Raw genomic sequence first — 13,594 nt, forward strand, 5'->3', positions numbered from 1 at the left:
CCGGTTCCCGCGAGCGCCCCGCGCTGATCCCCGCCTCCGCGAGGCCCTGACCTCCGCTACTCTCCGAGCGCGCCCCGCTCGACCAGGGCGTCGACCACCCGCTCCGAGGCCCGTCCGTCGTCGTGAGGGTTGAAGCGCCGCCGCCAGGCACCGGCGGCGGGAGCAGCGTCCCGCACCCACGCCGCGTCGGCTCCGTGCGAGGCGAGCTCGCGAGCGCACTCGACCACCTCTTCGCGCCGCGAGAGCAGCGGTCCCGGCGCTTCCCGCTCGAAATCGAACGTGAACCCTCGTTCGCGATCACGGTAGGCCGCGAGGTCGGGGACGAAGAAGACCGTGGGCAGGTGCGTGATGGAGGCGTCGAACATGATCGAGGAGTAGTCGGTGACGAGCAGGTCGGCCGCGAGAATCACGTCGTTCACGTCCGGGTGCTGCGACGCGTCGATCACTCGGGCGGCTGCCTCCTCCAAGGCTCCGAACCCGCCGTAGCTGCCGAACGCATGAGTGCGGGTGTGGCCGCGAGCGACGATCGTCCACTCCGGGCCGAGTTCCGCGGCGAGCGCCCGGACGTCGAGGTCGTCGACGAGCGTGAGCGCGCCGTCGCGCCAGGTCGGGGCGTAGACGAGCACCGACGTTCCGGGGTCGATCCCGAGCACCGCTCGCGCCGTGCCGACCACGACCGGGTTGCGCTCCGTCCCCACCATCGCGCGGGCGAGCCTGTCGTCGCGCGGGTAGCCCGTTTCGAGGATCTCGCCACGGAAAGCGTAGCTCGACCGGAACTGCTCGGTGGAGTGGGGGTTCTGCGAGAGCATGAGACTCCATCGCCGGCTCTCGCGATGGACGGCGATGCGGGTGCGCAGCCCGACGTGCGGGCGACCGAGCGCGAGGTGCTTGAGCATGGTGCCGTGCCAGGTCTGCAGCACGGTCTGTCCGCGACCACGACGGAAACCGCCTCGCCCCCGGACTCCCCCGTGCAACCAGTCGTTGACGACCAGCAGGCGCGCGGTGCGGCGCGCCGCGAACCACTCGCGTCCGCCGACGAGCAGCGGCACGGCGCCATCGGGCACCCGCTGCCGCTCGCTGGTGATGCTCCAGTATCGAGTCACGGCCGGGAACCGTCTCACGATCTCGCGGTCGATCGCCAGCGGATTGCAGCTCACCTGCCTGCCGTAGAAGCTCTCGAAGAACACCGATCCGGCCGTGACCAGCTGACTCGGCGGAAGGCTCAGGCGATGGATCTCCGCGAGCACCCGCTGAGCCGCTCCCCCCTCGGGGTGGGCGTGGAATCGGGCGGCGAGCGCCCTCGCATCGGCCTGGGCCGCGCGCAATGCGTGGACGCTGCCGTGCAACTCCATCAGGCGGCGGGTGACGTCGTCCCAGTCGTGCTCCACGCGCCCCGCGCTCGTCACGGAGAGCGGTTCGTAGAGTCCGCGGGTGGCGGTGTAGCGCTCGAGGTCGGGTGCGAACCACACGATCGGACGCCCGAGCAACGAGAAATCGACGGCGAGCGAGGAGTAATCGGTGATGACGGTGTCGACGCCGCCGAGCAGCGGAGTGATGTCGCGCACGCGATCCGCGCCGAGCAGGTGCACCCGCTCCCCGAGCAGCGATTCGTAGGCCCCGACGCCGAGCGGATGCGATCGGATCAGCAGATGCGCTGAAGTCTCGCTCAGAGTGCGTCGGATCAACTCGATCTCGGTCGCGGTCGGAACTCCGGGATCGGCGTCCCCGTCGCGCCAGGTCGGGGCGTAGAGCACGATCGCCTCGGACTCGGAGACCGACGCTCCGGAGTCGCCGAGCGCCTCGATCAGCCTGTCCCGCGCGCGGGCCGCCGCTTCGGGGTCGCGCGCCTGCTGCGCGAGCTCGTCGTCTCTCGGATCGCCGAGCACGCGCACCCTGCCCGGATCGACGCGAAACGCCGAGCGCAGGCGCTCCGCCGCGGTGATCGAGCCCGCCACGAATAGGTCGACCTCGCGCGAACCGGCGAGGTACATGCGTCGCAGCAGCGCGCGCACGGGCGCGGGGCCTCGCACGGCGGTGGTGACGGGAGAGTCCAGGTGCAGCCGCTTGAGCGGAGCACCGTGCCAGAGCTGCACGACGGTGCCGCCGTAGATTCCGAACCGATTGGCGTCGCCCAGTCCATGGGTGACCACGATCCGACCCGCTCGCAGCGTCGCCCAGTACCCCGAACGGCCCCGCCTGAGCACGGGCTCGAACCCCTCCGCCCGCGCGATCGCGGCTTCGGAGTCGTCGGCCACCAACCAGGTGATGCCGGCCTCGGGGTCGGCCGCGCGCAGGGCGCGGGCGAGAGCCAGCGCGCCTTCGCCGACGCCGATACCGCTCCCGAACACCCAGCGCTGCTCATCCCGCGGAATGAACCACGAGACGAGCAGCGACAGCAGATACTTGGGGAGCGCGAGCAGCTTGGCGAGATTGCCGCTCGCGAAGCTGAATCCGGCGTTACTCATCGGAGTCAGCTTACCGCCGAGAGCGGGGTGCGCGGAGAGGGACGGCTATCGCGATGCGGTCCGCACGCCCCCTCCGCGCGCCCTCACCACTCGAGGGTGCCGAGCGTGGCCTCGGTCTCGTGCGGCTGACCACCGCGGGTGTACTCGATGGAGACGGTGCTCCCGCCCGCGTGCATGCGCACGAGCGCCGAGACCGAGGTGCCGTCGACCGCGGGCACGCCGTCGACGGCGGTGATGACGTCCCCTGCGCGCAGGCCGGCCTTGGCGGCCGCTCCGCCCCGGGAGACATCGACGAGCAGGCCACCGGCGTGGTTCGCGTCCTCATCGGTGTCCTGGCTGGAATCGGCGACCGAAGCGCCCAGCAGGCCGTGCGAGGGCTTCTCGCCGTCGATGATCTCGTCTGCGACGCGGGTGGCCAGGTTCACCGGGATGGCGAATCCGAGGCCATCGCTGCCGGCGACGCCCTGCGAGCTCGTGGGCGACGCGATCGCGACATTGATGCCTATCAGCTCTCCGTTGCCGTTGAGCAGCGCACCGCCCGAGTTACCGGGGTTGATCGAGGCATCCGTCTGGATGACCGGGAGCGTGACGGTGCCGCTGTTCGATTGCTGCTGCTCCTGCTGCTGGTCTTCGCCGGGGAGCCCGAAGCGGAAGTCCCACGGAGCCGAACCGCTTCCCCCCTCGTCCTGCTGCGGCGTGGGATCCTGGGGAACCAGTGCGCTGCCGACCGAGATTCCTCGATTCACCGCGCTGACCACACCGCTCGTCACGGTGTTCGCGAGGTTGAGCGGCGCTCCGATCGCGACCGCGAGGTCGCCGACGTTGAGCTGACTCGAATCTGCCGTTTTGATCGCGGGCAGGTCGTCGGCGTCGACCTTGACCACGGCGAGGTCGGCGTAGGGAGCGGTGCCGACCACTTCCCCGTCGAGGATACGGCCATCGCTCAGCTTGACGCGCACCTGCGGATCGAAGGTCGCCCCGTCGAGCGTGACGACGTGGGCATTGGTGATGATGTAGCCGTCCTCGCGGTAGATCACGCCCGAACCCGAGCCCGACGCGCCCTCGCCCGCGACCTCGAGCGTGACGACGCTCGGTGTCGCGACCGCGGCGACACCCGAGATCTGCGTCGCGTTGTCGGCGTTGTTGAGGGTCAGCGTGCCCGAATTGCCGCTCTGAGCCACCGTCTGAGGGGCCACGTTCGAGGCGACGATCGCGGCGACCCCTCCGCCCACCACGCCGCCGAGCAGCGCGCCGATCGCGAGACCGGCGAGCAGCGCACCGCTGCGGCTCTTGGGGTGCGCGGCAGCGGTCGCGGTCCCGGCGGGGGCGCCTGGCCCCGTGGGCGCGCCCGGGCCGGCGGGGGCGCCCTGGCCGGCGGGGGCGTCCTGCGGCCACGCGGCCGTCTGCTGGTGCTCGGCGACGTTCTCGGGCAGCTGTGTCGTCGGCGCGGTGTGAGACATCGGCGCCGGCTGAGGCGCCGACCGCTCGGCTCCCGCCTGGCCGGTGTGCTGCGGCGCAGCGCCCTCACCGGCGCTCGCCGGGGCGGAGGGGTCGTACTGAGCGCCCGGTCGGTCGTTCTCGGGGGTGGTCGTCATTGGGGGCTCCCTTCTCTTGCTCCTACCCTGGCCTGCGAACTTATGAATTGCATTTACGAGCACTGCATGTCGCCTGCGGATCATCGGGATGCCGGAGAGTGCGGTCTTGGCAGGGACCTCCGCTCAAGTCCACCCCTGATTTGCATTCGAGTCGGCCGCCACGTATAGTTATTTCTTGTGCCGCGGGGTGGAGCAGTTCGGTAGCTCGCCGGGCTCATAACCCGGAGGTCGTAGGTTCAAATCCTGCCCCCGCAACGAAGAAACAGCCTCTGACCAGACAAAACCCGGTCAGAGGCTGTTTGGTTTCCAGACGCGGTGATCCGGCGCTCGAGTATCGGTTTCTATCGGCGACGGGTTCTACGCTCCCCACTGCGATGCCCCGGCGCCCGCAGTGCCCGGAGGGCGCCGAGGATCGCGATGAGATCGACGGCCTCCTGCAGCCAGGCACCCACGAGGGCCGGCAGAAAACCGAGTGCCGCGACGACCATCAGTCCGACGCTGATCACGATGCCGAGCCAGATGCTCTGCAGCGCGATGCGCACGGTGTCCCGGCCGATCCTCACCGCTTCAGCCGCGCCGGAGATCCGGTCGAAACGATTCACGGCATCGGCCGACTCGCTCGCCGCCGTCGCACCCTTCGCCCCCATCGCGAAACCCACGTCGGCCGCGGCCAGCACGGGAGCGTCGTTGAGGCCGTCACCCACCATCATCAGCGGGCGGGGTCCCATGCCGGCGATGATCCGCACTTTGTCCGCCGGGCGGCACTCGGCGTGCACTTCCTCGATGCCGATCTCGGCCGCGAAGGGAGCCGCGGTCGCGGCCACATCACCGGTGACCATCGCCATGCGCTCGACCCCGAGCGCGCGCATCTCCGCCACCGTGCTCGCCGCATCGCCTCGGAGTCGATCCCGCATCACGATCGTGCCGACGAAACGGTCGTCCAGCGAGACGTAGATCGCGAGCTCCCCGGCCTCCAACCGCGCACGGACCATTCCCCTCGCGTGCTCGGCGATCCAGGCCGGCTTTCCGACACGCACGACGCCCGAGGAGATATGGGCCGCGACCCCGTTCGTCGCGTGCTCCTCGGCCGCCTCGACCGGCAGCAGCTCGACATCGCGCAGCTTCGCCGCCTGAATGACGGCACCCGAGAGCACGTGCGAGGAGTACACCTCCGCGGAGGCGGCGAGCCGCAGCACCTCGTCTTCATCGAAACCCGCGGCAGGCTCGACACGGCGCGGTTCGGGTCGACCCGTGGTGAGCGTACCCGTCTTGTCGAAGGCCACCGACCGCACACGGGCGAGCTGCTCGAGCACGCTTCCCCCCTTCACGATGAGTCCCGCCTTCGCCGCCCGGCTCATGCCGCCCAGGAACGCGACCGGGGCCGCGATCAGCAGCGGGCACGGCGTCGCCACCACCAGCACCTCGGCGAAGCGGACGGCCTCGCCGCTCACCACCCAGGCCGCGGCCGCGATCGCGAGGGAGAGCAGCGTGAACGGCACGGCGTAGCGGTCCGCGAGGCGCACGGTCGTCGCCCTGCTCTCCTGCGCTTCGCGCACGAGGGTCACGATCTGCTGATACTGACTGTCGTCGGCGACCGCGGCTGCCCGCATCCGCACCGCTGCCCGCCCGTTCACCGCGCCGGAGGCCACCATCTCACCGGCCACGCGCTCCACCGGCAGACTCTCGCCTGTGAGCGACGACTCGTCGAACGCGGCCGCCTCGTCGAGCAGCACCGCGTCGACCGGCACCAACTCCCCCGGCCTGACCAGCAGCACATCGCCGACCGCGACATCATCGACGTCGATCGTCTCGAAGCCGGGTGCACCGTCGATCTCGATCTCGCGACGCGCCTGCTGCGGCGCCCGGCTCAGCAGCGCGGTCAGCTCGCGCTGCGAACGGTGCTGCGCGTAGTCCTCCAGAGCCTCTCCTCCGGTGAGCATCAGCACCACCACGAGTGCGGCCCAGTACTCGCCCACCGCCACTGTCGCCACGATCGCGGTGACTGCCAGGATGTCGAGCCCGGCATGGCCCCGCAGCAGGGAACGGATCATACCGATCGCCTGCCACACCGCGATGCCGATCGCGTACGCGCTCACAAGCCACGGCACGAGACGGTGAGCCGGAGTGACCAGAAGGAGCAGCCCCGCTATCGCGACGAGCAGGGTCGCGAAGACGAACGGATAAGCACGGATCGCCGTGCGCAGGCGCTTCACGGGATCCTCAGTCGGCGTTCTGCATCAGCTGTTTCACAGATCCAGGCTATCGCGAACGGAGCCGCGTCCGCACTCACCGCCCGCGCCCGCGCACACCCTCTTCCTCGGCCTCCGCACCACCGTCCGCGCGTCGATTTGGATGTCGGCTCACCTCTGAGTAGATTGGAGGTGTGCCGCGGGGTGGAGCAGTTCGGTAGCTCGCCGGGCTCATAACCCGGAGGTCGTAGGTTCAAATCCTGCCCCCGCAACGAAGAAACAGCCTCTGACCAGGCAAAACTCGGTCAGAGGCTGTTTGCTTTCCAGGCTCCCCCGTTGAGGCGGCCGGCACCCGACGCTGTTTACCGCCGAGATGACGCGCACCCGGGCCTGTCAGGACTCCGGCGATTCCCACACCGTCTCAAACACCGAGGCGGTCCGGCCGGGAGAATGCTCCCGGCCGGACCGCCCTGATGAGTTCCGACCGCCCTATTCCGCAGCCAGCGCGTCCTCGAGCGCCGCGCGCAGCCGCTCGTCGGCGTCGCCGAAGGCGGTCCAATCGCCGTCCTGCATCGCCTTGTCGCGGTCGCGAATCGCCTGCTGCATCTCGCGCAGAGCTTCGTCGAGCGACGCGTTCGCCCCTCCGGATCCCGCGGCCCCGCCGCTGTCGGCCGAACCTGAATCACCGGAATCGGTGTCACCGGCGTCGCCCGGATCGTCGGTCGTCGGGTCCTCGGTCGTCGTCGTGGTGCCTCCGTCTCCGGCGCTGGCACCCGAGTCTCCCCCGAAGAGCGCGTCGAGCGCCTCATCGAGCGTGTCCTCGAAGGCGATCTGGTCGCCGAACGCGACGAGCACCTTCTGCAGGATCGGGAAGCTCGTACCCGAAGACGCCTTCACGTACACCGGCTGCACGTACAGCAGGCCCCCGCCGACCGGCAGGGTCAGCAGGTTGCCGCTGATCACCTGGCTCTCACCCTGGCGCAGGATGTTGAGCAGACGCGACACCTCGGAATCCGTGGTGAAGCTGTTCTGCACCTGTCCGGGGCCGGGAATCGGATCGCCCTTCGGCAGCGTCAGCAATTTGAGCGTGCCGTACTCGTCGGATACCTCGCCGTCCTTCGAGCCCGCGTTGGAGTTCGCCGCGAGGTACCCGGTGAGGATGTCTCGCGATCCCTCGCCCTGCTGGTCGGGGATGTAGGTCGAGTAGATCGAGTAGTTCGGCTCGGCATCGGCGCCCGCGGCGAGCGTCAGGTAGTAGGGCGGCTGCGCCAGCGTCTGCGCGTTGCCCCCGCTCGAACTCGACACGGGGTCGTTGGGTGTGCGCCAGCGGTCCTCGGCCGAGTAGAACGCGTCGGCGTCGGTGACGTGGTATTCGCCGAGCATCGCGCGCTGCACCTTGAAGAGATCGCTGGGGTAGCGCACGTGAGCGAGCAGGTCGCCGCTCATCTCGGAAACGCTCTCGAGCGTGTCGGGGAAGATGTTGCCCCAGGCCTTGAGCAGCGGATCGTCATCGTCCCAGGCGTACAGCTTTACCGAGCCGTCATAGGCATCGACTGTGGCCTTGACCGAGTTGCGGATGTAGTTGACGGGCTTCGGCAGAGGGTCGGTGCGCTCGTTGTCGGCGTCGACCGTCAGCTCGTTCATGTCCGTCACCTCGGAGTACGGGTAATCGGAAGACGTGGTGTATCCGTCGACGATCCAGACGATCCGGTTGTCGACCACCGAGGCGTAGGGGGCGCCGTCGATAGTGAGGTAGGGCGCCACCTTCTGCACTCGGTCCACGGGGTCTCGGTCGTAGAGGATCTGCGATCCGTCGACCACGGCGCCCGACAGCAGCACCTCCATGTCCTGGAACTTCAGCGCGTAGATCAGCTTGGTGAAGAGGTTGCTCAGCTCGGGCCCGCCGTCGCCCGAGAAGGTCGTCATGTTCTGACGCCCCTCCTCGTTCTCGGCGGGAGCCTCCGTGCTCTCCGGTTCGACGGTTTCCTGCTCGCCCGAGGTCTCGGCGGGTGTCGCACCCTCCTCGTTCTCAGCGGAGGCCTCGGCCGAGCTCTCGGCGTCGGCCGGGAAGTCGAGCTCGATGGCGCGATCCCGCTCGCCGCCCACGATCGAGTACTCGGGAGAGTTGGTGCCGAAGTAGACGCGGGGTTCGAACTCGCCCAGCTTGCCGCTGGTCGGGATCCCGTTCTCCAGGAACACCGGCTCGCCGCCGGGCGACCGCTGGTTGCCGAAGGCCGCCACGAGCCCGTAGCCGTGGGTGTAGACGAGCGTGCGGTTGTACCAGCCGTCCTGATCGCTGATGTCGATATCGCGGATCGCCGACACCGTGTCCTCGACCTCCCCGTCGATCTCGTAGCGGTCGACGTTCAGGGAGGAGGGGAACTTGTAGTACTGACGGATCTGCTCGAGCTGCGAGAAGGTGGGAGAGACGATCTCGGGGTCGATGATGCGGATGTTCGCGGTCGTCACAGCGTCGTTGCGCAGCGCGCCGGGTTCCGCATCCGTCACCGCGTCGTAGCGCTCGACCTCGACGTCGTCGATGCCGTAGGCGGCGCGGGTGGCCTCGATATTGCGCTCGACGTACTCGGCTTCGAGGCTCTTCTCGTCGGGCCCGACCTGGAACTGCTGCACGGCCCACGGGTAGCCCACTCCGAGCACGATGCTCGACACGAGGAAGAGAGCGGTGCCGATGACCGGCAGCCGCCACTTGCCCGTGAAGGCCGTCACGAGGAACAGCACCGCGACGATCACCGCGATGCCCGCGAGGATCTGCTTGCCGGGGATCACGGCGTGCACGTCCTGGAACAGGGCGCCCGTCCAGCGCCCCCCGGTCTCCGTGAGCGAGGCGTACTGGTCGAGCCACAGGCTCACGGCCTGCAATGCCAGGTAGAGGGTCGCGATCACCGCGGCCTGGATGCGGGTGGCCTTCGAAACGCGTACGTCGCGCCCCGAGAACGAGATGCCGCCGTAGAGATAGCTCGTGGCGACTCCCGCGATGAGCGCGATGAGCGTGACCGCCGACGCGAACCCCACGATCCCCTGCAGAATCGGCAGGTCGAAGAGGTAGAAGGAGACGTCGAATCCGAACTGCGGATCCTTCTCACCGGTGGGTTCGCTGTTCAGCCAGAGCAATGCGCGCTGCCACTGCGTCGCGGTGCTGATGCCCGCGAACAGACCGAACGCGGCAGGGAGTGCCCACTTCACCAGTCGCCGCAGCGGCTCGAAGAGCTCCTGGTACCGATCGAGCTGCGCGGTGAGGCGCGCATAGACCGGCCGTTTCCGGTAGGCGATATCGATCGCGAAGAACAGCGGCACCGCCATGCCGACGAAGCCGATGAGGAACATCACCGCCGCTGCGATCCACTGCGTGGTGAGCACCGGCAGATACCCGACCTGTCGGTACCAGAGCACCTCGGTGAACACCGAGGCGACGGCGAGAAAGCCGAGGATCAGCAGCACCACCAGCACGACGGTGATGGCGAGTGGAGAGATTCTTCGCGGACTGGCAGCCGGAGCGCCTGCGTTCTGGTCGGTCACGTCTTCGAGTTACTTTCCTGTCCTGAGTGCGCGCCTGAGGCGCGCCGGGCGGGTTCTGCGGACCACCCTATCGGTCGCCGCTGACAAAGAGCCCGAGCTCGAGCGTCGGAGAACCGCTACCCGTCGATGTCGCAGCGCTCGACTCCGGCGGGCTCCTCCCCGGCCGCCGCGGCCTCCACTGCGGCGACGGCCTCGCCGAGGTTCGCGACGGGTGCGATCCGGAGTCCGTCTGGCCGCTGCTGAGGCAGGTCGCCGCAGTTGCCCAGCGGCATGAGGAACAGGTCGCTCTCGGCGCGATCCGCCGCCCACATCTTCTGCGTCAGACCGCCGATCGCACCGACCTCGCCCTCGTCGGTGATCGTGCCGGTCGTGCTGACGGTGAGGTCTCCGAGCATGCTGCCGGGCGTGAGCTTCTCGACGAGCCCCATCGCGAAGGCCAGGCCCGCGCTCGGTCCGCCGATCTCGGTGAGACTGATGTCGACCTCGTGCGGAAGGTCGTACTGCGACGCGATCGTCGCGCCGATCAAGGGCTCTCCCCCGCCCTGGGGTACGCGGGGTTCGAGCGTCGCCTCCCGCCGGTCGCCGTCGCGTTCGAACCCGACGGCGATCCGCCCGCCCTCGCCCGCCGCGCCGACGCGCGACCGCAGCTCGCCGAAGTCGGCGATCGGCTCGCCATCGACCGTCAGCAGCACGTCGCCCTCCTCGAGCACGCCGGCGGAGGGGCCGTCAGGGATCACACCCGCCACGCTCAGCTCGACCTCCACGGGCTCTCCCAGCCACCGGAACGCGGCAGCCGCTGCCTGCAGCTGGGAGGAGTCCATGTACGCGGCGTTCTGATCCTGCCGCTGCTCGAGAGTGACGCCCTCGGGATAAAACTCTGTCACGGGGGCCACCCGCTGCGCCGGGTCGAAGAGCGCCGGAAGCAGCGAGAGCCAGCTCTGCGGGTGCTCAGGGTCACCCAGAATCGAGACGGTGAGCAGGTTGAGCTCGCCCTCGGTCTCGAACAGCTCCGTGTCCTCGACTGCGATGACAGGCCCCGTGCTCCCGTCTTCGAGTTGCACCTCGCCGAGCGTGTCGACGACGGGCCCGGGTCGCTCGATCGCGAACGGCGAGGGGATCAGCGCCGCCAGCAGCACCGCGCAGGCGAGCAGGGCGAGAACGAGCAGGACGCGCAGGCGACGGCGTTCCATCAGTTCGTCGTCCACTCGTCTCCTCGCCGGGTCTCACGGTTGTTCGCAGTCGGCGCAATGGGATTCGCCGAGCGTCGGCCAATCTAGCAGGCGGATCTGACGGAGGTGCCGTAGCGTGGTTGACGACGCAGGAGCGTAAGGAGCGGGTAATGAGCGAGAGCGACCACGACAACTCGGGCGATCGGGGTCCGGAGGACTTCGAGGAGCTGCAGCGCATCCTGCGGGAGATGCTGCAGGGCGGCGGCTCCGAGATGAACGGCATGGATGCCGAGCAGTTCGCGAAGGCGGCGGGCATTCCGGTGGATCCCCGGACGCTGCAGGGACTGTTCAGCACGCTGCAGGGCGCGATGCAGCACCCCAGCGACGAGATCGACTGGTCGACCGCGCGTCGCACCGCCATCGAAGCCGCGAGCGGCACTCCGGCGGGCGATCCCGCGCCCGCGATGCGCGCCTTCCCCGTCGCCGCACTGTGGCTCGACGAGGCGACCGAGCTGGGGCCGACTCCTGACGCGCCGCGCACGCTCACCCGCATCGAGTGGGTGCAGCAGTCGGTCGACACCTGGATCAGCCTGGCCGAGCCCGTGGCCGAATCGATCACGCGCGCGCTCATGAACGCATTGCAGAGCCAGATGCCCGAGGAATTGAGCGAGGCACTGCAGGGGGCGACCCCCATGCTGCGAAGCGTGGGCGGCGCACTGTTCGCCGTGCAGCTCGGCAGTATCGTCGGGCGGCTCTCGGGTGAGGTCGTCTCGGCCGGGGATATCGGGATCCCGCTGCTCTCGGGCCCCGGTCGCGAGGGCGGCGCACTGCTCCCGAGCGGGGTCGCGGCCTTCGCGGAGGGACTGGATCAGGATCCGGAGGCGGTGACGCTGTACCTCGCGGTGCGGGAGCTCGCCCACGCGCGGCTGTTCAGGCATACGAAGTGGCTGCGGCTGCACCTGCTGACGGCGATCACGGACTATGCTCGCGGGATCCGGATCGATACCGACCGCATCGAGGAGATGGCACGCGATATCGACCCTCAGAACCCCGCGCAGATTCAGGAGCTGATCTCGAACGGCGCGCTGATCCCGCCGAAGACCGAGGCCCAAGAGGCGGCGCATGGGAGGCTCGAGACCATGCTGGCGCTCGTGGAGGGCTGGGTGGACGTCGTCACCGCGGAGGCCGCGAAGCGGATCCCGGGAGCCGACGCGATCGCCGAGATGGTGCGGAGACGCCGCGCGACCGGCGGACCGGCGGAGCACGCGTTCTCCGCCCTCGCCGGTCTGGAGCTGCGGCCCCGGCGCCTGCGCGACGCGGCCGCGGTCTGGCGTCTCGTGGCGGAGCGCAGCGACGCCGCGACGCGCGACGGACTCTGGGCGCATCCTGATCTGCTCCCGACCGCCGAGGAGCTCGACCATCCGGCGCGACTGCTCGAGCGGCTCGGCCTTGCCGGCGCCGCCCCCGATGCCGAGGCCGACGAGTTCGACGCAGCACTGGCGCAGTTGCTCGACGGCGAGCTGCCGCCTCACCAGGGCGGCGAGGACGGGCGAGACGAGGGCAGTCGCGGCGAGGACGGGAGCGGCGAGCCGGGGCACCCGGTATAAGACTCTCCCGGGCTGCCCCGGGTTCCCCCGAGGCAGCCCGGCCGCGGCCTCAGTACTTCGCTCACAGACAGCAGGATCGACCGAATTCTCGACGATCCGGCCCGCTGCCTGTGGATAGCGGATCGCCCGTCGGCTCGGCGCTCCAGAATCGTGTCATGGAAGACACGATCACCCGTATACACCCCGATTTCCCTCTGTGCTGGGAGGATCCCGAGACGCTGCGCATCGGCTTCGAACACGCGCAGGCCCGCGTGCGACGGCCGAGCCCCGGCGCTCAGCGCCTCCTCGGCGCCCTCGTATCGGGGATCGCCCCGCGCCGACTCGCCCTCGAGGCTCGGCGCCTGGGGGCGACCCCGTATGAGACGCGCGAGCTGCTCGCGACGCTCTCCCCCGCCCTGGAGTCGGCGCCCCTCGCGCCGACGGGCGACTCACCGCCCGAGCATCCGCACCCATCGCTGCGCGCGCTGCTCTGCGACGACGGGCGCGAGGTTCCCGGCCTCAGAGAGGCGCTCGGCGCCACCGGCCTGTGCGCGCTCGATTCGCAGCCGGGTCCCGATGAGGAATACGAACTCGTCGTGCACATCGAGCGCTACCTCGAACCGCTCGAGCGGGCGCAGCGCTGGCTCAGCCGCGCGGTGCCGCACCTGCTCATCAGATTCACCGATCGGGCAGTCGTCGTCGGCCCCCTCGTATCGTCGCGGGGCGCTCCCTGCCACACCTGCTGCGCGCTCACGATGCTCGCCGAGGATCCGGCCTACCCCGTGCTCGCTGCGCAGCTCTACGGTTCGAGCCCTCGCAGCGAAACCGCCGCGGGAGCTCACATGGCGGCGGCATTCGCCGCACTGCTCATCGGCAGGTGGCGAGCGGGAGACCCGGCGGCCCACACAACGCGCGCGACCATACCGATGCGACGAGGCCAGGTGAGCGGTGCGCCCGGTCTCGCCCGTGTGGCCCCTCACCCGGAGTGCGCGTGCGCCCCCGCGTAGCGGACGGTGCCGGGGTGTCGAGGCGGAGGTCGGGAGCCGGCCGGGG

At 69.6% G+C, this 13,594-nt stretch carries 7 protein-coding genes and 2 tRNA genes; 4 read left to right on the plus strand and 5 right to left on the minus strand.

Going from position 1 to position 13,594, the window contains the following annotated elements; genetic code table 11:
• Positions 1-56 precede the first annotated feature (56 nt).
• Together AC0KXF_RS02500 and AC0KXF_RS02505 are read right to left on the minus strand one after the other, a co-directional pair.
• A complete protein-coding gene (locus tag AC0KXF_RS02500) occupies positions 57-2,465 on the minus strand; it encodes a CDP-glycerol glycerophosphotransferase family protein (RefSeq protein ID WP_473107694.1) in 2,409 nt (802 codons plus the stop codon).
• 83 nt (positions 2,466-2,548) lie between these two features.
• Positions 2,549-4,060: a S1C family serine protease gene (locus AC0KXF_RS02505; protein ID WP_473107695.1), complete on the minus strand. Its 1,512-nt coding sequence runs from the start codon at positions 4,058-4,060 to the stop codon at positions 2,549-2,551.
• A 181-nt stretch (positions 4,061-4,241) separates the two neighbouring features.
• On the opposite strand from AC0KXF_RS02505, the gene AC0KXF_RS02510 reads away from it, so the two are divergent.
• Positions 4,242-4,315: transfer RNA gene (locus tag AC0KXF_RS02510), tRNA-Met, on the plus strand.
• An 86-nt stretch (positions 4,316-4,401) separates the two neighbouring features.
• On the opposite strand, the gene AC0KXF_RS02515 is transcribed toward AC0KXF_RS02510, so the two are convergent.
• Entirely contained in the window at positions 4,402-6,273 is a 1,872-nt protein-coding gene (locus AC0KXF_RS02515) for a heavy metal translocating P-type ATPase (protein ID WP_473107696.1), read from the minus strand.
• 174 nt (positions 6,274-6,447) lie between these two features.
• Between AC0KXF_RS02515 and AC0KXF_RS02520 the strand changes: the two genes are divergently transcribed.
• Positions 6,448-6,521 (plus strand) — tRNA-Met (locus AC0KXF_RS02520).
• A 217-nt stretch (positions 6,522-6,738) separates the two neighbouring features.
• Here the strand turns inward: AC0KXF_RS02520 and AC0KXF_RS02525 are convergent.
• Positions 6,739-9,786 (minus strand): UPF0182 family membrane protein, encoded by a 3,048-nt coding sequence (locus tag AC0KXF_RS02525; protein ID WP_473107697.1) that lies wholly within the window; start codon positions 9,784-9,786, stop codon positions 6,739-6,741.
• A 116-nt stretch (positions 9,787-9,902) separates the two neighbouring features.
• Positions 9,903-10,991 carry a YlbL family protein gene (locus AC0KXF_RS02530; RefSeq protein ID WP_473107698.1) on the minus strand — a complete coding sequence of 363 codons (1,089 nt, stop codon included), beginning with the start codon at positions 10,989-10,991 and terminating at the stop codon, positions 9,903-9,905.
• 134 nt (positions 10,992-11,125) lie between these two features.
• Here AC0KXF_RS02530 and AC0KXF_RS02535 point away from each other — a divergent pair, with 134 nt between their 5' ends.
• Positions 11,126-12,562: a zinc-dependent metalloprotease gene (locus AC0KXF_RS02535; protein ID WP_473107699.1), complete on the plus strand. Its 1,437-nt coding sequence runs from the start codon at positions 11,126-11,128 to the stop codon at positions 12,560-12,562.
• A 155-nt stretch (positions 12,563-12,717) separates the two neighbouring features.
• Positions 12,718-13,548 (plus strand): hypothetical protein, encoded by an 831-nt coding sequence (locus AC0KXF_RS02540; protein ID WP_473107700.1) that lies wholly within the window; start codon positions 12,718-12,720, stop codon positions 13,546-13,548.
• Positions 13,549-13,594: the final 46 nt, after the last annotated feature.

This window comes from Leucobacter holotrichiae (assembly GCF_055791005.1).

Coding starts and splice junctions, on each gene's coding strand:
- AC0KXF_RS02500 (WP_473107694.1), bottom strand. CDS start 2,465: ATGAGTAACGCCGGATTCAGCTTCGCGAGCGGCAATCTCGCCAAGCTG.
- AC0KXF_RS02505 (WP_473107695.1), bottom strand. CDS start 4,060: ATGACGACCACCCCCGAGAACGACCGACCGGGCGCTCAGTACGACCCC.
- AC0KXF_RS02535 (WP_473107699.1), top strand. CDS start 11,126: ATGAGCGAGAGCGACCACGACAACTCGGGCGATCGGGGTCCGGAGGAC.
- AC0KXF_RS02540 (WP_473107700.1), top strand. CDS start 12,718: ATGGAAGACACGATCACCCGTATACACCCCGATTTCCCTCTGTGCTGG.